Source organism: Plantactinospora sp. KLBMP9567 (assembly GCF_033446045.1).
Lineage (GTDB): Bacteria > Actinomycetota > Actinomycetes > Mycobacteriales > Micromonosporaceae > Plantactinospora.
In genome coordinates this window covers 187,610-206,498 of sequence record NZ_JAWQRR010000004.1, presented here as the reverse complement: position 1 = coordinate 206,498, position 18,889 = coordinate 187,610, and the positions used below count along the sequence as shown (strand labels likewise).

Annotated in this window: 16 protein-coding genes; 12 read left to right on the top strand and 4 right to left on the bottom strand. The window is 72.9% G+C overall.

The features are described from left to right. Positions 1-498: response regulator transcription factor (locus R6Y94_RS02765; protein ID WP_318394146.1), on the top strand; the 498-nt coding region annotated here is incomplete at its 5' end. 5 nt (positions 499-503) lie between these two features. On the opposite strand, the gene R6Y94_RS02760 is transcribed toward R6Y94_RS02765, so the two are convergent. Then, positions 504-2,228, bottom strand: a complete 1,725-nt coding sequence (locus R6Y94_RS02760; protein WP_318394145.1) for a GAF domain-containing sensor histidine kinase — start codon at positions 2,226-2,228, stop codon at positions 504-506. Positions 2,229-2,424: 196 nt separating this feature from the next. Here R6Y94_RS02760 and R6Y94_RS02755 point away from each other — a divergent pair, with 196 nt between their 5' ends. The 7 genes from R6Y94_RS02755 to R6Y94_RS02725 all read left to right on the top strand — a co-directional run bounded on the left by R6Y94_RS02755 (position 2,425) and on the right by R6Y94_RS02725 (position 10,088). Next, positions 2,425-2,589 (top strand): DUF397 domain-containing protein, encoded by a 165-nt coding sequence (locus tag R6Y94_RS02755; protein WP_318394153.1) that lies wholly within the window; start codon positions 2,425-2,427, stop codon positions 2,587-2,589. Positions 2,590-3,073: 484 nt separating this feature from the next. Beyond that, positions 3,074-3,844: a Sir2 family NAD-dependent protein deacetylase gene (locus R6Y94_RS02750; RefSeq protein WP_318394144.1), complete on the top strand. Its 771-nt coding sequence runs from the start codon at positions 3,074-3,076 to the stop codon at positions 3,842-3,844. A gap of 206 nt (positions 3,845-4,050) precedes the next feature. Continuing rightward, the gene (locus R6Y94_RS02745) at positions 4,051-5,520 is read left to right on the top strand and encodes an OFA family MFS transporter (protein ID WP_318394152.1); all 1,470 of its coding nucleotides are present in this window, start codon (positions 4,051-4,053) and stop codon (positions 5,518-5,520) included. Beyond that, the gene (locus tag R6Y94_RS02740; protein ID WP_318394143.1) at positions 5,517-5,639 is read left to right on the top strand and encodes an MFS transporter small subunit; all 123 of its coding nucleotides are present in this window, start codon (positions 5,517-5,519) and stop codon (positions 5,637-5,639) included. Before R6Y94_RS02745 ends, R6Y94_RS02740 begins: the two co-directional genes overlap by 4 nt. 252 nt (positions 5,640-5,891) lie before the next feature. Further along, positions 5,892-7,688 (top strand): hypothetical protein, encoded by a 1,797-nt coding sequence (locus R6Y94_RS02735; RefSeq protein ID WP_318394142.1) that lies wholly within the window; start codon positions 5,892-5,894, stop codon positions 7,686-7,688. Further along, on the top strand, positions 7,685-9,154 hold the full coding sequence (locus R6Y94_RS02730) for an NADH-ubiquinone oxidoreductase-F iron-sulfur binding region domain-containing protein (RefSeq protein WP_318394141.1): 1,470 nt from the start codon (positions 7,685-7,687) through the stop codon (positions 9,152-9,154). Before R6Y94_RS02735 ends, R6Y94_RS02730 begins: the two co-directional genes overlap by 4 nt. A 109-nt stretch (positions 9,155-9,263) precedes the next feature. After that, positions 9,264-10,088, top strand: coding sequence for an inositol monophosphatase (locus tag R6Y94_RS02725; protein ID WP_318394140.1), 825 nt, complete (start codon positions 9,264-9,266; stop codon positions 10,086-10,088). Here R6Y94_RS02725 and R6Y94_RS02720 read toward each other — a convergent pair. Both R6Y94_RS02720 and R6Y94_RS02715 read right to left on the bottom strand, forming a co-directional pair. Beyond that, positions 10,080-10,751 (bottom strand): class I SAM-dependent methyltransferase, encoded by a 672-nt coding sequence (locus R6Y94_RS02720; protein ID WP_318394139.1) that lies wholly within the window; start codon positions 10,749-10,751, stop codon positions 10,080-10,082. The genes R6Y94_RS02725 and R6Y94_RS02720 overlap by 9 nt on opposite strands. 168 nt (positions 10,752-10,919) lie before the next feature. Further along, positions 10,920-12,611 carry a cholesterol oxidase substrate-binding domain-containing protein gene (locus R6Y94_RS02715; RefSeq protein WP_318394138.1) on the bottom strand — a complete coding sequence of 564 codons (1,692 nt, stop codon included), beginning with the start codon at positions 12,609-12,611 and terminating at the stop codon, positions 10,920-10,922. Between the two features lie 316 nt (positions 12,612-12,927). Between R6Y94_RS02715 and R6Y94_RS02710 the strand changes: the two genes are divergently transcribed. The 4 genes from R6Y94_RS02710 to R6Y94_RS02695 all read left to right on the top strand — a co-directional run bounded on the left by R6Y94_RS02710 (position 12,928) and on the right by R6Y94_RS02695 (position 16,627). Then, positions 12,928-13,866: a ribose-phosphate pyrophosphokinase gene (locus R6Y94_RS02710; RefSeq protein ID WP_318394137.1), complete on the top strand. Its 939-nt coding sequence runs from the start codon at positions 12,928-12,930 to the stop codon at positions 13,864-13,866. Between the two features lie 22 nt (positions 13,867-13,888). Beyond that, the gene (gene rnhA / locus R6Y94_RS02705) at positions 13,889-14,365 is read left to right on the top strand and encodes a ribonuclease HI (protein ID WP_318394136.1); all 477 of its coding nucleotides are present in this window, start codon (positions 13,889-13,891) and stop codon (positions 14,363-14,365) included. A gap of 70 nt (positions 14,366-14,435) precedes the next feature. Beyond that, entirely contained in the window at positions 14,436-15,308 is an 873-nt protein-coding gene (locus R6Y94_RS02700) for a Clp protease N-terminal domain-containing protein (RefSeq protein WP_318394135.1), read from the top strand. Then, the gene (locus R6Y94_RS02695; protein WP_318394134.1) at positions 15,305-16,627 is read left to right on the top strand and encodes an MFS transporter; all 1,323 of its coding nucleotides are present in this window, start codon (positions 15,305-15,307) and stop codon (positions 16,625-16,627) included. Before R6Y94_RS02700 ends, R6Y94_RS02695 begins: the two co-directional genes overlap by 4 nt. Positions 16,628-16,775: 148 nt before the next feature. Here R6Y94_RS02695 and R6Y94_RS02690 read toward each other — a convergent pair whose 3' ends face one another. Then, the gene (locus R6Y94_RS02690) at positions 16,776-18,266 is read right to left on the bottom strand and encodes a PQQ-dependent sugar dehydrogenase (protein WP_318394133.1); all 1,491 of its coding nucleotides are present in this window, start codon (positions 18,264-18,266) and stop codon (positions 16,776-16,778) included. Positions 18,267-18,889: the final 623 nt, after the last annotated feature.

Here is an 18,889-nt window from a genome sequence, read left to right as displayed (position 1 = left end):
CCGGACGTGGCGATCCTGGACGCACGGCTGCCGGACGGCAACGGCATCGACGTGTGCCGGGACGTCCGGGCGATCGACTCCACGATCAAGGGCCTCATCCTGACCTCCTATGAGGACGACGAGGCGCTGTTCGCGGCGATCATGGCCGGTGCCGCCGGGTACGTCCTCAAGCAGATCCGCGGCACCGACCTGGTCGACGCGGTCCGCCGGGTGGCCGCCGGCCAGTCGCTGCTGGACCCGGCGGTCACCGCCCGGGTCCTCGAACGCATTCGCAGCGGGGTCGAACAGCCGCGGGAGTTCCAGTCGTTGACCGAGCAGGAGCGCCGGATCCTGGAGTACGTGGCGGAGGGGCTCACCAACCGGGAGATCGCCGGCAGGATGTTCCTGGCCGAGAAGACCGTGAAGAACTACGTCTCCAGCCTGCTCGCCAAGCTCGGCCTGGAGCGGCGCACCCAGGCTGCGGTGCTGGCCACCCGGCTGCTCGCCGAGCGGCACTGACCGGCTCAGTCGCGCAGCGGCACCCGCCACACGATCGTGGTACCGGTCGGCTCGGTCCGGTCGATTCCGAAGCTGCCCCCGCGGCGCTCCGCGCGTTCTCGCAGGTTGACCAGGCCGCCCCGGGCCCGTGCCGGATCGGTGCCCACCCCGTCGTCGGCGACCCGTACGCAGAGCTCGCCGTCGCGCACCTCGACGGTGACCGCCACCCGGGTCGCCCGGGCGTGCCGGACGGCGTTCGAGAGCGCCTCGCCGAGCACCGCGAGCAGGTCGGGGCGCATCCCGTCGGGCACGGCGCTGTCCACCGGCCCGGTCATCTCCAGCCCCGGACGGAATCCGAGCGCCTCGGCGGCGCCGGCGACCAGGTCCCGGATCTCGGTCCGCAGCGCCGCGGTCATCGGGGTACGCAGCTCGAAGATCGCCCGCCGGATGTCCCGGATGGTGGAGTCGAGGTCGTCGACGGTGGCGTTGAGCCGCTGCCGCACGTCCGCCCGACCGGCCAGCGGGGCCACCGTCTGCAACTGGAGCCCCATCGCGAACAGCCGCTGGATCACCACGTCGTGCAGGTCCCTGGCGATCCGCTCCCGGTCCTCCAGGACCACCAGCAGTTCCCGCTCCTCCTGTGCCCGGGCCCGCTCCAGCGCCAACGCCGCCTGGCCGGCGAACGTTGCCAGCAGGGTGCCCCCGGCGTCGGTACCCGCCTGCTCCCCGGCGCGGTAGCCGACGACCAGCACCCCGTGCAGTACGTCGCCGACGATCAGCGGAGAGATCAGTCCCGGCCCGGTGCCGACCGCCACCGGCCACGGCGCCGCCTTCGCCAGGCTCTCCGCCACCGCCTGCCGGCGGCGGGTCACCGGCTCGACGAAGGCCGTGTCGTCGGCGGCCAGTACCGCGCCGACCAGCCCCTCCGCCGTCCCGTCACCGTCGGCGACCTCGACGGTGAACTCCCCGGCGTCCTCGTCGTAGAGCAGCACCATGGCGACGTCCGCCTCGGCGACCTCGCGGGCCCGACGGGCGATCAGCCGCAGCGCGTCGGTACGGCGTACCTCGCCGAGCAGCACGCCGGTGATCTCGGCGGCGGCGGCCAGCCAGCGTTCCCGCCGGTGCGCCATGGCGAAGAGGCGGGCGTTCTCTATGATCACCCCGGCGGCGGCGGCGAGCGCGACGACGATCTCCTCGTCGTCGTCGGTGAACTCCGTCGCACCCTGCTTCTCGGCCAGGTAGAGGTTGCCGAACACCTGGTCGCGGATGCGGATCGGCGCGCCGAGAAAGCTGTGCATCGGCGGGTGGTTCGGCGGGAAGCCGTACGACTGCGGATGCCGGGTGATGTCCGGCATCCGTACCGGACGGGGGTCGGCGATGAGCAGGCCGAGGACGCCCCGGCCGTGCGGCAGGTCGCCGATCCGGGCACGGGTCTCCGGATCGATCCCGTACGTGATGAACTCCGTCAGCTGCCGGTCGGGGCCGATGACCCCGAGGGCGGCGTACCGGGCGTCGGCCAGCCGGCAGGCGGCCGCGACGATCCGGTCCAGCGTGCTGTGCAGGTCGAGATCGGTGCTGATCCCGACCACGGCGGTCAGCAGCGCCCGCAGCCGTTCCCGGCTGGTGACCACCTCGCCGACCCGGACCAGCGTCTCCTGGAGCAGTTCGTCCAGCCGAACCCGGGACAGCGGCGTGATGCCCAGCGACGGGGCCGGAAAACCCGACCCGGCGGGCGGGCTCGACTCGGTCATCCGGCGATGCTATCGCCGGGTCTCCGCCTCACCGCCGCCGACCACGGCGACGGCGAGCAGGTCGGGGCTGTCCATCACGGCGCCGTGGTCCGGCCGTTCCGGCAGCGTCTCCCGGAGTGCCCGCACCTGGCAAGGTAGAAGTGCTCCGGGCCTTGGGTGCCGTCGCGCCGCTGTTCCCGCCCCCTGAGGTGCACCCATTCCAGGGCGAGCAGGTCGGCATTGCAAACCCGTGGAGGTCGCCGACGACCTTCCCGGCGTGGTCGCCGTCCGGGACAGCAAGGACCGGGATGGTGCGGCCCTGGTCTTCGCGGCGGCGGCGTGGCGCGCCTTCGTCTCCGGGGCGCGCCGACCGGCCCGATAATCACGTCGCTTGCCCGCACCGCCGGGTGCCCGGCTCTGGTCGGCCGATCAGGATCAGCGACCCCACGGCCGACCGGGGAGCGGTAGTCCGGTTCGGGCACTGTCGAGCTGGGTGCACAGACGGGGCACGGCGAGCCGGGCGGCCGGGACGGCACATGATGGCGGTTCGGGTCGAGGAGCGAGTCCGGTTCGGGTCGGCCGACCAGTGGCCCGCTGGTCGGGGCCCGGACAGCCCAGACGGCTTGCACGGCCAGCACAGCTGGGACGGCTGGGGCGGCTGGGGCGGCTGGGGCGGCTGGGGCGGTGGGCGCCCAAGCGGGGCAGCTCGACAGTGCCTCGGCAACTATCCCACCCCGGCCCGGAACCACCTCGTACCCGACCCCACGAGAGATCGCCAACCCGGAGGATGCCCGGCACCAATGGGCTACCGGACCAATGGGCTACCGGACCAACCTTCACGGGACCGGGCACTACCATCGCTCCTCGTGGAGGACGTCGAGATCCCAGACTGGTGCCGGGACGTACGCCGGGTGGCGGTGCTGACCGGGGCCGGCATCTCCACCGACTCCGGAGTGCCCGACTACCGGGGACCGGACGGGGTCTGGACCCGGGACCCGAAGCTCGCGGACGCGTTCACCCACGACCGCTTCATGGCCGACCCTCAGGTGCGGGCCAGGTTCTGGCGTACCTATCTCGGGCACGCGGCCTGGCGGGCCGAGCCGAACGCCGCGCACCATGCGCTGGCCGAGCTGGACCGGGCCGGCCTCGCGGTGCGGATCCTGACCCAGAACGTCGACGGCCTGCATCAGATGACCGGGATCGCCGCCCGCAAGGTGCTGGAGCTGCACGGCAGCATGCGCTCGGTGGTCTGCACCGGCTGCCGGGCCCGGTCCGACGCGCGGGCCGCCCTGGACCGGGTGGCCGCCGGCGAGGCCGATCCGCCGTGCCGGGACTGCGGGGGCATCCTTCAGCTCGCGGTCGTGCTCTTCGGCCAGTACCTCGATCCGGACACCGTCGACCAGGCCAAGCGGATCGCGGCGGCGAGTCAGCTGATGCTCGCGGTCGGCAGTTCGCTGCTGGTCGAGCCGGCCGCCTCGCTGTGCCGGCTCGCGGTGGGGGCCGGTGCCCGGCTGGTCATCGTCAACCGGGACCCGACCCCCTACGACGGCCTGGCCGACGAGGTGATCCGGGAGCCGATCGGCAGCGCGCTGCCTCGGATCGCCGCCGCGCTCACCGCCACCGTCCGGGCGGACTGACGACCGCGTACGGTATACGAACGACCGTTCGTCTCAGCCGATCGACCGTCCGCCGATCGGCGAGGCATCGATGATCAAGGCGGCGCGTACCGGGGACTAGGTTCCGGGCGAAGAGCAAAGCCACCGCGGCCGGCGTCGACCCGGGACGACCCATCCGGAGCACCGCGCCACGCCCGCCCTGCCCGCAAGCGAGGTACGCCGTGTCGCTGATGTCCGCACTCGACCACCAGCACACCGTCGCCCCACCGGGATACAGTCGCTGGCTGATACCACCGGCGGCACTCTCCGTACACCTGTGCATCGGTCAGGCGTACGCGACGAGCGTCTACAAGAACTCCCTGATCGCGCACTTCGACGCCAGCCAGACCGCGATCGGGGTGATCTTCAGCATCGCCATCGTGATGCTCGGCCTCTCGGCGGCGCTCGGCGGGACCTGGGTGGAGTCGAACGGGCCGCGCAAGGCGATGTTCGTCTCGGCCTGCTTCTGGGGCGCCGGTTTCCTGGTCGGCGCGCTCGGCATCGCGACCGGGCAGCTCTGGCTGGTCTACCTCGGCTACGGCTTCCTCGGCGGCATCGGGCTCGGCATCGGCTACATCTCGCCGGTCTCCACGCTGATCAAGTGGTTCCCGGACCGCCCCGGTCTGGCCACCGGTCTGGCGATCATGGGCTTCGGCGGCGGCGCGATGGTGGCCAGCCCGCTCTCCCGGCAACTGCTCTCAATCTACGACTCCGGGTACGACCCGGCCAACTCCGCCTCGGTCGCCTCCGGCGGTGCCCTGGTCGGGCTCTTCGTCACGCTGGGCGTCGGTTACTTCGCGATCATGATGTTCGGAGTGGTCAACGTCCGGGTACCGGCGCCGGGCTGGCGCCCCGCCGGCTTCGATCCGGGTACGGTGGCCGCCAAGCCCCTGGTGACCACGGCGAACGTCTCGGCGTCGAACGCGATCCGGACCCGGTCGTTCTGGCTGCTCTGGATCGTGCTGTTCTGCAACGTCACCGCCGGGATCGGGATCCTCGAACAGGCCAGCCCGATGATCCAGGACTTCTTCCGGGACGGCAGCACCTCCAGCGTCACCATCGCGGCGGCCGGCGGTTTCGTCGGGCTGCTGTCACTGTTCAACATGGCCGGCCGGTTCGTCTGGTCGTCCACCTCGGACCTGATCGGGCGCAAGCCGATCTACCTGGTCTACCTGGGCGTCGGCATGGTGCTGTACGCCCTGCTCGCCCTGGTCGGCTCTACCGCGACCGCACTCTTCGTCCTGCTGGCCTGCGTCATTCTCTCCTTCTACGGCGGCGGCTTCGCCACCGTGCCGGCGTACCTGCGGGACCTGTTCGGCACCTACCAGGTCGGCGCCATCCACGGCCGGCTGCTGACCGCCTGGTCGGCCGCGGGGATCGCCGGACCCTTGATCATCAACGGCTTCCTGGACGCACAGGGCAAGCCGGGTACCCTCACCGCCTCCGCCTACCGGCCGGCACTGTTCACCATGGTCGGTGTACTGGCCATCGGGTTCGTGGCGAACCTGCTGATCCGGCCGGTGCCGGACCGCTTCCACGAGCCGGCCCGGACGGCCGACACGCCGGTTCCGGACACCACAGAGGGTGAACGGTCCGACACCCCCGACGCCGCCACGGCCGCCGAGGCGACCGGGACCGAGAGGAGCACCACCCGATGACCGGGCAACCGAACAACCAGTCCGGCCGACTCTGGATCTCGTGGCTGCTGGTCGCCGCACTCCTCGGGTACGGCGTCGTACAGACCGTCATCACCGCGGCGAAACTCTTCACCGGTTGACCCCGGATTGCCCACCCCCGGGGGGCAGCCAACTCCACCGATCGTGAAACATAATCGGCACGGGACTCATCCCCCCGGCCCGTTTTCCCGTACCTGATGTGGGTCGGACCGCCGTCGAGCGACGCGCGGCGGTACGACTCCACCCAAAGTGGCGCGATCAGGACGGGGCACAATGGGCGGCCGTGCTCGTCGCGCGACGAGCGGGCAGGCGGGGCGCGGTGGTGGGCGCCGAGGCGGAAGATCGAGGAGCAGATGGCCCGGACGAGACAGATGCAGCGTGCCAGCGTCCCCATGAGCTTCACCAGCCGGGGAAGCACACCCAAGCCGCAGGGTGCGGTAGCGGTGCTCGTCGTCTCGACACTGGCGGCGGCGTGGGCGGCGGCGATGCTGAGCCCGATCGGCGGGCTGATCAACGCCTACATGTTCGTCTACATGACGTTCTTCGCCGGGCCGGCCACCCTGGTGTCACTGAGCCTGACCGTGATGGTCGGTCTGGTGGCGACCGACCGGATCGTCCTGCTGATCCGGCACCGGGTACTGCTCCAGTCGGCCCACCGGTCACTCGGCATCATCGCGGTCTTCTGCCTGGTGCTGCACGTGCTGACGAAGATCGCGGCCGGGCACATCAGCCCGGACAAGGCGCTGCTGCCGTTCGTCAACGGCGCCAACGTCTACGTCGGGCTGGGCACCGTCGCCGGGGCGATGATGGTGGCGGTGCTCTGGACCGGTCTGGTCCGGGCCCGGTTCGCCGGAGTCGGCAAGCCGTGGCTGTGGCGGACGCTGCACAGCATCTCGTACGCCGCCTGGCCGATCGCGCTGGTGCACGGGCTCCAGGCCGGTCGGGCCGCGGCTACCTGGGTCACCCTCAGTTATCTGCTCTGCGTGGCTCTGGTGCTGACGTTGCTGGGTGTCCGGCTATCGGTCACGCTCGGTCGCAAGCGTGCCGAGCAGGGCCAGATCACCGGTGCGCTGTCGCCGGTCGGCCGGCCCGGCAAGCCGGGGCGGCCGGGCAAGCCGGGTAAGCCGGGCCCGATCGGCCGGACCAGTTCGATGGCGCCGGCCAAGCGCCGGACCGCCGACGAGATCCGGGCCAGCCGGGCCAACTCCCCGGGCCGGGACAGCGGCCGGAGCCGGCGCACCCGGTGGGAGGACGACACCTTCGCCGGCCGGCGCGGCGGCCGGGGCAACCGCTGGGACGACCCGGACACCCTGAGCGGCCGGCGCGGCGAGCCGGGGAGCAGATCCGCCCGCGGTGACCGGGACACCTACGACGGCCGGATGGACGACACCCAGGCCGGCGGCCGGCGTCGCCGGGAGAGCCTCTCCGACCTGCGCGGCGGTTCGGAGGCGGCGATCGACGCCTGGGCCCTGGCCGGAGAGCTGGACAGCACCCACGCGCCCCGGGGCCGGTCCGACCGGTTCGCGGTGCCCGAGGTGCCGCCGCCCGGCAGCATGTCGGCCGGGACGGACTCCGACGGCGACCTCACCGACGCCGAGGTGCCCTGGGACAGTCCACGGCGCTGGGCCGCCGACGGGGCGGGAGACCCGTGGGAGCGTCCACGGGGCGGCGAGGACGACGCGATGTACCGCAGGCCGCGCGCCTGGGACGACACGGCGGCCGGCACCGGCCGCGACGAGCCCGGCGAGAGCCGGCGGTCGCGCCGGGACACCGACGGATCGGGACGGCGCTCGTGGCGGGAGCCCGAGGACGAGCCGACGTCGACCGGTGCCACCCGGGCGGGCCGGCGACGGCGGGCCGCCGACGAGGAACCGGCCGACCGTTCCGGACGGCACAGCCGGGCGCGTGGCGGGGACGACGCCGAGGAGAGCACCGCGGAGTGGGGCCGGGCCGCCCGGTACGAGCCCAACCTCGTCGCCCGGGCGGACGACGAGGATGACGACGACAAGCCTGCCCTGATCGACCTCGCCACCCGCCGGTCCCGCAGGTCCGACGAGCCGCCCAGCCGGTCCTCCCGGCGCGGGGACGACTCGGACGAGGCGGCCGAGGAGGGCGCGTACTGGACCAGTCTGAAAGGTGAAGCGCGGTGAGTCTGACCGCCGTACCCCCGGTCGCCTGCTTCGGCGAGCCCCGGCTCACCGTCGGGTTCGACGAGTTCGGCCGGCTCGACCTGGCCGCGCACGAGATGGTGCACGGTGCCGTCAATCCGCTCTCCCCCAAGGGCCTGCTCCGGCTGGTCGAGGGAATCGAGCTGAAGGGCAAGGGTGGCGCCGGCTTCCCGTTCGCCCGGAAGTTCCGGGCGGTGCTGGAGTCGGCGGACCGCCAGGACCTGCCGACCGTCGTGGTGGTGAACGCGACCGAGGGCGAGCCCGGCGCCTGGAAGGACAAGGCGCTGCTGACCCGCGCGCCGCACCTGATCCTGGACGGGGCCGCGATCGCCGCCTACGCGCTGGACGCCGACGAGATCGTCATCGGCGTCGCCGACGACGGCATCGGCGAGGCGTCGCTGACCGCCGCGCTGGCCGAGCGCCGGATGCCGGTACGCACCGGCATCGTCACCGTGCCGCACCGGTTCATCTCCGGCGAGGGCGGCGCCCTGGTGCGCGGGATCAACGGCGAGGCGCACATCCCGCCGGGGCGCAAGGTGCGGGCCAGCGACACCGGGGTGGGCGGGCTGCCGACGCTGCTCTCCAACGCCGAGACGTACGCCCAGCTCGCCCTGGCGGCCCGGCTCGGCCCGTACGAGTACGGCACGGTCGGCACCGCCGACGAGCCCGGCACGGTACTGCTCACCGTGACCGGCGCCGCGGGACGGCCGGCGGTGGTGGAGTGCCCGACCGGCATTCCGCTGCGGGACGTGCTGGAACTCTGCGAGACGCCGGAGGGGCCGGGTGTGCTGACCGGCGGTTACCACGGCAAGTGGATCAGCGCGGAGGGCGCCGCCACCGCCGAGGTGTCCCGGGCCGGTTTCGCCAAGGTCGGCGGCGCGCTCGGCGCCGGCATCATCATGCCGCTGAGCGCCGAGGTGTGCCCGCTCGGCGAGGCCGCCCAGGTCGTCACCTACCTGGCCGGGGAGTCCGCCGGGCAGTGCGGGCCGTGCCGGCTCGGCCTGCCGGACCTGGCCCGGTCGCTGGACCTGATCGTCGGCGGCAGCGCCGCCGCGGAGGTGGTCCGGGCGGCCGCCGGTGCGGTGAAGGGTCGCGGTGCGTGCAGCCACCCCGACGGCACGGCGCGGTTCGCCACCTCGGCGCTGGAGATCTTCACCGCCGACCTGGAGGCGCACGCCGCCCGGGGCACCTGCGGCAAGAAGGTGAAGGGCATCCTCGGGCTGCCCAACGCGGCCGACGCCCCGACCTCGAAGCTGGTGGTGGACTGGTCCCGCTGTGACGGGCACGGTCTCTGCGCCAGCGTGGTGCCGGAGTTCGTCCGGCTGGACTCCAACGGCTTCCCGTCGTTCCCGTCCACTCCGGTACCGACCTGGCTGGAGGGGGGCGCCCGCAAGGCGGTACGGATGTGCCCGGCCCTGGCCCTGCGGATGACCCCGGTCAACGGCTGATCGTTCACCGGCGCCAACGGCTGATCGTTCACCCGCCCGGAAGGCTCCCTTCCGGGCGCCCTCGCCACCCGGCCGCGTACCGGACAGCGGCACGGGCGAGGATGGGTCCATGGAAGACGATCTTCTCCTTGCCCGGCGGGCCGCGCTGACCGGTGCCGCCGTCGCCCTCCGGTACTTCGCCGACCTCGGCCGGCTCGACCGGGAGCGCAAGGCGGACGGCAGCGTGGTGACCGAGGCCGACCGGGCCGTCGAGGCCACCATCCGGGAGGTACTGGCCGGGGCGCGGCCCGACGACGCGATCCTGGGCGAGGAGGTCGGGCAGACCGGGCGGGCCGCCCGGCGGTGGATCGTCGACCCGATCGACGGTACGGCCCAGTTCGTCGCCGGGGACGACCGCTGGCAGGTACTCGTCGCACTGGAGGAGGCCGGCGAGATCGTCGTCGGGGTGGCCGCGCTGCCGGCACAGCGGACGATCTGGTGGGCCCGGCGCGGCGCGGGTGCCTACCAGGCGGAGATCTCCGGGACCGAGGTGACCGGAGAACGGCTCCTCCGCACCGGCGAATCCGGCGCGGCCGACCCGCTGCCCGGCAGCCGGCTCGGGGTGGTACCGCCGGACGAGCAGGTCTACCCGGCCGAACGCGAGATGATCGCCCCGCTGCGGGCGGTCACCACGCCGACCTCGTGGCGTACCCACCCCGCGCTGCTGGTGGCCCGGGGCGAACTGGACCTCGCGGTGCAGACCCGGGGGCAGGTCTGGGACTTCGCCGCCACCTCGCTGATCGTGACCGAGGCGGGTGGCCGGTACAGCGGATTCGACGGGCGGTCCCGACCGGCCGCCGGCCCGTCGCTGTTCGCCCGGACCCCGGCGCTGCACGACGCCGCGCTGCACCAACTCGGCGCCGACGGCCAGGGCCGGGCGATCGGTTCAGCCTGACCGGCGGGCCCGGACGGCGAAGACGATCGGGGTGGGTGCGCCGCCCTCGGCGAACCGCTCCAAGGCCAGCCCGGCGTCCAGGAACATGTGCAGCAGTTCGGCCAGCGGACGGTGCGTCGCGCCGACCTTGTCCCGGATCCCCTGGTCGGTCCAGGACTCCTTCGTCCAGGCGCTGTCCCGGTAACCCGGGCGGATCAGCACCGCGTTCCGGTCGGCGCGGTCGGCGAAACCGCCGCAGAAACACGGGTGGACCCCGACGTGCACGAAGGTTCCGCCGGGGGCCAGCACCCGGGCCGCCTCCCGGAGCACCGCCGGATAGCCGGGCATGTCGGTGTGCACCATCACCGCGACGACCGCCGGCAGCGCACCGTCCCGGACCGGCAGCCGGGTGGCGTCGCCCCGCACGATCGGCAGGCGGCCGCGGGCGTACCGGAGCATGCCGGCCGAGAGGTCGACCCCGAGCGGCGTCCGGCCGAGGGCGCGGACCGTGCCGGCGTACGCACCGGTGCCGCAGCCGAGTTCCAGGCAGGGTCCCTCGCCGGGGCCCAGCAGCAGACGCAGGGTCCGGCCGATCTCCAGATCGTCGTCGGCGACGGTACGTTGGGGCAGGAACTCCGCCTCGTACCAGTCGGCGATCTCGTCGTACGCCGCGCCACCACGCATCGGTTCCTCCCCCGGTCGGCTGCCCGGTTCCGGTTCCATTTCCGCATCACGTGGCAGTGCCGGGCCAGCCGTGTTCGCTCAGGGCGCAGGCCGACCTGGGCAGCAGGCCCGGATGGCGACGGTCGGCCGGGCACCCGGCCGACCGTCCGGATCAGCGGGTGGGCGGCATCAGGGCGTGCCGGGCAGCAGCACGTCGAGGAAGGCGTTGCTGAACACCCGGTGTGGGTCGTACCCGTTCAGCTCCGCCACCGCCCGGTCCCAGGTCGGGTCGGGCGCGTGCCGGTAGGAGTCCGGCACCGTCCGGGTCAGCATGGTCGGGTCGGCCCAGGCGGCGGAGTCGGTGTAGCCCCAGCCCTTCGACCACTCGACCCGGCTGCCCGCGTACGAGCCGGTGTAGTTGGTGAAGAAGAAGATCTCCATCTCCCGGTAGAAGGCGTGCGCCCGGGGCGCGGTCGGGAAGGTCAGCACGTCGAACCAGACCACGGTGTCCCACTCCGGGTGGTCGGCCCGGGGCCGGGCCGCGGAGAGCGCCGGCGGCTCCGCCCCGGGTACGCCGACGTCGGCGGCCCGGTCCAGCCCGGCGACCCGGATCTCCACCTGGCCGGTGACCGGGAACTCCCCCCGGGCCTGGTACCCGGCCAACTGCCGCTGGTAGAACCGGGCGAACTCGTGCACCACCCGCTGGATCGAGCCCCGGTTGGTGTGCACCGCGTACCCGTTGGCGGTCTCCCGCAGGGTGGTCGGCTTGACGTAGAGCAGCAGGTTCTTCGACGGCCCCCACAGGTCGGTGGCGAGCGTGCCGGTCAGCCCGGCGGCGGCGGTGGTGTACTGGACCTGCCCGAACGTCGGGGTCAGCGCCCATGCCCCGGTCAGCAGTTGCTCGGCCAGCTCCGAGACCGGCTCCGGCACGTTGTCGGAGAAGACGTAGTTGTACGGGGTGACCACCGGGCGGGAGGTCAGCGGCCGGGTCGGGCTGACGCTCCAGACCTTGAGCCACGGGTTGTCGGTGAAGGCGAACCAGATCGCCTCGACCCGGCCGGCCGCCGCGACGTGACTGGCCAGGGTACGGCCGCCGGTGCCCGGGGCGGCGAACAGTTCCGGCGCGGGGATGTCGACCCGGCTGACGCACCGGAGGTTCTGGTTGGCCCCGACCCGCATCGTCACCTCGGTGACGAACGCCCGGCCGACGTGGGCGAGCAGCGCCGTACAGTCCGGATCCGAGCGGTCGAAGGTGCGCAGCGCGTACCCGCCGGCCGCCGCGTCCCAGACCACGGCGGTGAGCGACAGGATGAGGTTGCTCAGCGACCCGTAGGTGTGCCCGGGTGCCAGCGTCTCGCCGTCTGCCGGCACGCTGGTGCCGTGGCCGTTGATCGCCAGCACCCCGCCGACGCTCAGGTCGCCGGGGGCGGGAGTGTTGGTCACGCCGAGCCCGTGCTCCTCCAGGAACGCGAGGAAGTCGTCCATCGAGGCGCCGGCCTGCACGCGTACCGCCGCGGGCGCGGTGGAGAGTACCGCCATCGAGGTCAGGTGCCGGGTGGTGTCCACCAGGATGGTCCGGTCGGCGGCACCGTCGGCCGGGACGGTCAGCGGTGCCCAGGTGTGCCGGTAGCCCCGGGCCCGCACCGAGTAGCCGTTCCGGTACGCCCAGTTGGTCACCGTCACCACGTCGGCCGCCGTCCGGGGGGTACAGGTCCAGACGCCGTCCGCCTGGATCTCGCCGGCCCAGTTGCGGTACGGCGCGCGCTCGACGGGTACCTCCGGCGGAAAGTCCGGCGGCGCCGGGCGGTCTCCCGGCGTCCACAGTGTGCCCAGTGCCGTCACGGCGGACGCTTCGAGGAAGCCGCGTCGGGTGAGAGCCATCTCGTTCCCCTCTGCTCGGACAAGGTCGACGCCGGCTGCGAAAGATCGTTGCCGGCGCGAAATGATCGCGCCTTACCCCCGGGGCCGCTCGACGGAACTCGGCCGGGCGGACAAATGGGGGTCGCTGAGCAAAGCGACAACGCCGGCACATCGCCGTCAACAGCAGCACACCGCCGTCAACAGCAGCACACCGCCGTCAACAGCAGCACACCGCCGTCAACCCGGCAGGCGTCATCCGGGGGTTGCCGACGGGATCCGATCGCGGCACTCCGCGCCCGACACCGGCCGCCGGGCCGCCGTTCACTAGAGTGGCCCCGTGCGTGACATCGCGGTCTTCACCGGCAGCGCCCACTCCGAGCTGGCCACCGAGATCTGCCACCACCTCGGGGTGCCCCTGCTCCCGACCCGGATCTCCCGGTTCGCCAACGACTGCCTCGAGGTGCAGTTGCAGGCGAACTGCCGGGAGCGGGACGTCTTCCTGATCCAGCCGCTGGTGCCGCCGGTGCAGGAGCACCTGGTGGAGCTGCTGCTGATGCTGGACGCGGCCCGGGGGGCCTCGGCGGGCCGGATCACGGTGGTGATGCCGCACTACGCGTACGCCCGCAGCGACAAGAAGGACGCCCCGCGCATCTCGATCGGCGGGCGGCTGGTCGCCGACCTCCTCACCACCGCCGGTGCCAGCCGGATTCTGGCGGTCACCCTGCACTCGCCGCAGGTGCACGGCTTCTTCAGCATCCCGGTCGACCACCTGCACGCGCTGCGTGAGCTGGCGACGCACTTCCGGGGGTACGACCTCACCGACACGGTGGTGGTCTCGCCGGACCTCGGTAACGCCAAGCAGGCGGCCGCGTTCGCCCGGATGCTGAAGGTGCCGGTGGCGGCCGGGGCCAAGCAGCGGTTCTCCGACGACAAGGTGGTGATCAGTACGGTGATCGGCGACGTGGTCGACCGGGACGTCATCGTGCTCGACGACGAGATCGCCAAGGGCAGCACGGTGTTCGAGCTGCTCGACCGGCTGCGCGAGCAGAAGGTCCGCAGCGTACGGGTGGCCTGCACGCACGGCCTGTTCGCCTCGGCGGCGCTGCGCCGGCTCTCCGCGGAGCCGGACATCGCCGAGATCGTCTGCACCAACACGGTGCCGATCCCGGCGCGGGACCGCACCGACAAGCTGACCGTGCTCTCCGTCGCCCCGGCGCTGGCCGAGGCGATGCGCCGGATCCACAACGGGGAGTCGGTCAGCGCCCTGTTCGGCTGACCGGGCAGGGTATGTTGCCCGGGTGACAGAGCAGGTGGTGCAGATCTACACCGACGGCGCGTGCAGCGGCAATCCCGGTCCCGGCGGCTGGGGCGCCGTGTTGCGGTACGGAACGGTGGAGAAGGAGCTCCACGGCGGCGAGGCGGTGGCCACCACCAACAACCGGATGGAGCTGATGGCGGCGATCCAGGCCCTGGAGAGCCTGACTCGGCCGGTGACGGTGCAGATCTACGTCGACAGCACCTACGTCCGGGACGGCATCACCAAGTGGCTGCCGAACTGGAAGCGCAACGGCTGGCAGACCGCCGCGAAGCAGCCGGTCAAGAATGCCGACCTGTGGCAGCGGCTGGAGGCTGCCGCCGCCCCCCACCAGGTGCGGTGGCACTGGGTCAAGGGGCATGCCGGGCATCCGGAGAACGAGCGGGCCGACCAGCTCGCCGTCCGGGGCATCCGGGAGGCCACCGGCGAGCGCGATCGTTCGCGGGCCGTCCCGGCCTGACCCGCGCGGTACCGGGTGATCGGTCAACCGTAGGTTGACGAAGAGCAGAGCGTCAACCTACGGTTGACGCATGGAGCGACTACCGGTACGCCTCGACGACCTCATCGAGTACGTCCGCCGCCAGCACCCGACCGGGGACGCCCTGGAACGGCTCACCGACGCGGTGCTCGTCGGCGAGTACCTCGGCGACCTCGCCGACCACCTGATCGGACACTTCGTCGACCAGGCCCGCCGCTCCGGTGCCTCCTGGACCGACATCGGCCAGAGCATGGGGGTCAGCAAGCAGGCCGTGCAGAAGCGCTTCGTGACCCGCCGGTCCGACCAGGACGAGCGGATTCCGGCCAGCGCCTTCGCCCGGTTCACCGACCGGGCCCGCAACGTGGTAACGCAGGCCCAGGCGGAGGCCCGGGACGCCGGCAGCGCCGAGGTCGGCACCGAACACCTGCTCCTCGGCATCCTGCACGAACCCGACGGCCTGGCCGGCCGGGCGATCGCGGCGCTGGGCGTTTCCGCCGAGGCGATCCGGGCGGGCGTCCGCGCCGCCGCCGGGCCCACCCCGGCCGAAACCACCGCGTCCGACGCCACCATGGCCCGGTCGACCACCGACGGGCCCGACCCGGCCGGAACCCTGCGCCGACCCGTCCGGCGGCACGATGCCCCCGCCGAGCCCGGCTCCACGGCATCCGACGATCCGGCCCGGCAGCCGGACCACCTGCCGTTCTCCCCCGGCGCCAAACGGGTACGGGACCGCACCTTCGCCGAGGCACTGCGGCTCGGCCACAACTACGTCGGCACCGAGCACATCCTGCTCGGCCTGCTGGCCGCCCCGACCGAGCCGGGCGCCCGGATCCTGATCGGGCTGAGCGTGACCCGGGACCGGGCCGAGGAGTGGATCGTCGACACGCTGCGGGACCTGTCCCGGTCGGCCAGTTCCGGCAGGTGAGCACCGGGACACCGGACGCCGGGACGCTCTGGCGCAGCCGCGACTTCCCGCTGTTCTGGGCCGGTCAGGCGCTCTCCGCGCTCGGGGACTCGTTCTCGCTGCTCGCCGTACCGCTGCTGGTGTTGCACGCGACCGGCTCGGTGACCCGGATGGGCCTGCTGACCGGACTGGTCGGGGCGGCGTCGGTGGCAGCGGGGATCTTCGCCGGCCACCTGGTCGACCGGATGGACCGGCGGCTCCTGCTGCTCGGCTGCGACCTGTTCCGGGCCGCCGGGTACGCCAGCATCCCGGCGATCTGGCTCTTCGCGCCGCAGCTCTGGCTGCTCTACCTGGTCGCGCCGGCCTGCGCCGCCGCGGGAATGGTCTTCCAGGTCGGCTACGTCGCCGCCGTGCCGGCGCTGGTCGGTCCGGCCCGGATCACCCGGGCGAACGGCCAGCTCTACGCGACGTACGCGGCGGCCGGGATCATCGGTCCGGTACTAGCCGGGCTGCTCTCCTCGGCCGTCGGGCCGACCGCCGCGCTCGCCGTCGATGCCGGCACCTTCGCCCTCTCCGCGCTCGGCCTCTGCTTCGTCCGGTTCCGCAGCCGGCCGACGCACCGGGCCGGGGACGCGGTGGCGGAGACCCCGCCGGCGGACGTACCCGACTCCGGGCCGACTCCCGGGGCCCGGGCCGGCCGGACCGGCTGGTCGGACCTGCTGGTCGGGATCCGGTTCCTCTGGCGACATCCGGTGCTGCGCACGTTGACGGTCCTGCTGTCGTTCCTGACCTTCCTCACCATCGGGTTGACCGACGTCTTCATCTACCACGTCAAGCACGACCTCGGCGGCTCCGACGGCAACGTCGGGCAGGTCCTCGCCGCCGCGGCCGGGGGCACCATCGTGGCCGCGCTGCTGGTCGCGCCGGTACGCCGGTCGCTGGGCTTCGGCACCTGCTGGATCGGGGCGTACGCGCTGGGCGGGCTGGCCGTCGCCGGTGCCGGACTGACCCGGGACGTACCGGCGCTGGCCCTGCTGGTCGCCGCCTACGCGTTCGGGACCAGCCTCGCCGGGATCTGTTCGATGTCGCTGCGCCAGCAGGTCACCCCGGATCATCTGCTCGGCCGGGTGACCTCGGCGTTCTGGACCCTGCACTCCGCGCTCGGCCCGCTCGGCGCGGCCGTGCTGACCGGTGCGGTGGCCCGGTACGGCACCGCACCGGTCTGCCTCGCCGCCGGGCTGACCTGCCTCGGCATCGCCGCCGCCGGCACGCTGACCCCGATCCGGGTGCCGCGTCCGGAACTCGTACCGGCACGGACCGCCGATCCCGCCTCGGGCTGAACATCTCGGGGCCTGCCTACTCGTCCGCAGGTAATCACACCCGAGGTCCGGCGAGCGTTGTCCCGTGGCGGCGCCGAATATCAGCGCGGCCGCACCGGGACGCTGACCGGTCGAAACGGTGGCCGGACGGCCGGCCACCGACGACCACTCAGGGGCTGGTGCAGGTGAGGTCGCTGGGCGGGGTGTTGGTCCCGGTCCACGAGCCCTGGAAGCCGAAGCTGGCCGACCCGTTGACGCCGAGCGTGCCGTTCCAGCTCACGTTCCGGACCGTGACCGACGATCCGCTCGCGGTCAGCGTCCCGTTCCAGAGCTGTCCGATCGTCTGTCCGTTGGCGAAGGTCCACCGCACCGTCCAGCCGTTCAGCGTGCCGGTGCCGTTGTTGCGGACCGTCACCTCGCCCTGGAAGCCGCCCTGCCACTGGTTGATCTGCCGGTAGGTCGCGGTGCAGGCGGTGCCGCTGGGCGGCGGGGTGCTGGTCGGCGGCACGCTCGGTGTCGGAGAGGAGGTGGGCGGCCGGGTGGTGGCGGTGGGCTCCGGGGTCGCGCCGACCGGCGGGAAACGCAGGATCCGGTCGTCGGTGGCGGCCGGCGTGCCGCGGCCGTCCCGGTTGCTGGTGGCCACCCAGAGCGAGCCGTCCGGGGCGCGTTCGACGGTACGCAGCCGGCCGTACTGGCCGGTGAGCTGGGCGGTCGGGCTGCCGGCGACCCCGCCGCTGCCGTTCAACGGCACCTGCCAGAGCCGGGTGCCGCGCAGCGCGGCGACGAAGAGCATGTTGCCGTCGATCGCGGCACCGCTCGGCGACGCCTCGGCGGTCGACCAGGTGACGATCGGGTTGCGGAACCGCGGATCGTTGCCCTGACCCTCCACCGTCGGCCATCCGTAGTTGCCGCCGGGCACGATGTAGTTGACCTCGTCCCAGCTGTTCTGCCCGAACTCGCTGGCGTAGAGCCGGCCCTGGGCGTCCCAGGCGAGCCCCTGCACGTTGCGGTGGCCGAGGCTGTAGACCAACGAGCCGGCGGTCGGGTTGTCCGGCGGGGCGCTGCCGTCCGGCCGCATCCGCAGGATCTTGCCGTTGCGGCTGGACGGGTTCTGCGAGTTGGCGGTCTGGCCCGCGTCGCCGACGCCGGCATAGAGCATGCCGTCCGGACCGAAGGCGATCCGGCCGCCGTCGTGGAAGTTCGCCCGGGCCAGCCCGGTGAGGATCGGCGTCTGGGTCTGCGGCGCGTCCAGCCGGAACCGGACGATGCGGTTGTCGCTGGCCGAGGTGAAGTAGGCGTACACGTAGCGGTCGCTGGCGTAGCTCGGCGAGACGGCCAGGCCGAGCAGCCCGGCCTCTCCGCCGGGCGAGACGCCGGAGATGGTGGCGACCTGCTGCGGGGTCTGCCCCGGGCGGATCTGCAGGACCCGGGCGGTGTCCCGCTCGGCGACCAGCGCGCTGCCGTCCGGCAGGAAGGCCATCCCCCAGGGCGCCTGGAGGTTGGTGGCGACGGTCTGCGGCCGGCCGAAGTCGAACTCGCCGGCGGCCAGCACCCCCATCCCGCCGCCCGGTGCCGACGTCGTGTCAGCGACGGCGAACCCGGCGCCACCGAGCACGACGGCGAGCGCCGCACCCGTGACGAGAAGCCGACTACTCCTCATGCCGCACCTCCAGGCGGACCAACCTCTTCCCCGGGCACGGCCGCCCGACGACACAGAGATGGTTGTCAATGTATCACCGCCGCCCGGCGCGGTCTAGATCAGCTCCGCCGAGGGCGGACGAGCCGGTCCCCGCCCGGCCGGCCCGCCCGCGTCCTCGGCGGGTTCCCCCGCCCGTCCTTCACCCGGGTGCGACCACACCACACCGGGCGACGGTCCGGTCGGACCGGGCGCCCACCTCCCCGGCCGCCTGCGCGAGTACGAAACCCGGCGCCCGCCGCCCGCCGGACCAGAGATGATCATCACGCTCGACGCGCCCTGCCAGTGGGATACCGTTCTGTTGGTCCCGACGTCGTCGCATGAGTCACCATCCCTGCCATCCGTCGGCGCGGGCCCGCTCGGCCCGGGTCGGCGGGGTGTCCCACCCCGCCGGCAGAGCCGAACGATCCGCAAACTTTCGGTGCCAGCCCGATAATTCGCTGTGATGCGGCGCACGCTACGACGCTGTGAACGAACGGTCAAGGATTGCGCCAGCCGGAAACCTTCGAGCTACTTTCGGCCTAAGTAGCCTCTCGACGCGGGCACGACTTTCCGGAAACATGTCGGAAGTACGTGTGCGCGCCCGC

Excerpts from the sequence above, each read along its gene's own strand:
- R6Y94_RS02720 (WP_318394139.1), bottom strand. The coding sequence starts at position 10,751 with ATGCGTGGTGGCGCGGCGTACGACGAGATCGCCGACTGGTACGAGGCG.
- R6Y94_RS02715 (WP_318394138.1), bottom strand. The coding sequence starts at position 12,611 with ATGGCTCTCACCCGACGCGGCTTCCTCGAAGCGTCCGCCGTGACGGCA.
- R6Y94_RS02700 (WP_318394135.1), top strand. The coding sequence starts at position 14,436 with ATGGAGCGACTACCGGTACGCCTCGACGACCTCATCGAGTACGTCCGC.
- R6Y94_RS02740 (WP_318394143.1), top strand. The coding sequence starts at position 5,517 with ATGACCGGGCAACCGAACAACCAGTCCGGCCGACTCTGGATCTCGTGG.
- R6Y94_RS02760 (WP_318394145.1), bottom strand. The coding sequence starts at position 2,228 with ATGACCGAGTCGAGCCCGCCCGCCGGGTCGGGTTTTCCGGCCCCGTCG.
- R6Y94_RS02690 (WP_318394133.1), bottom strand. The coding sequence starts at position 18,266 with ATGAGGAGTAGTCGGCTTCTCGTCACGGGTGCGGCGCTCGCCGTCGTG.
- R6Y94_RS02735 (WP_318394142.1), top strand. The coding sequence starts at position 5,892 with ATGGCCCGGACGAGACAGATGCAGCGTGCCAGCGTCCCCATGAGCTTC.
- R6Y94_RS02725 (WP_318394140.1), top strand. The coding sequence starts at position 9,264 with ATGGAAGACGATCTTCTCCTTGCCCGGCGGGCCGCGCTGACCGGTGCC.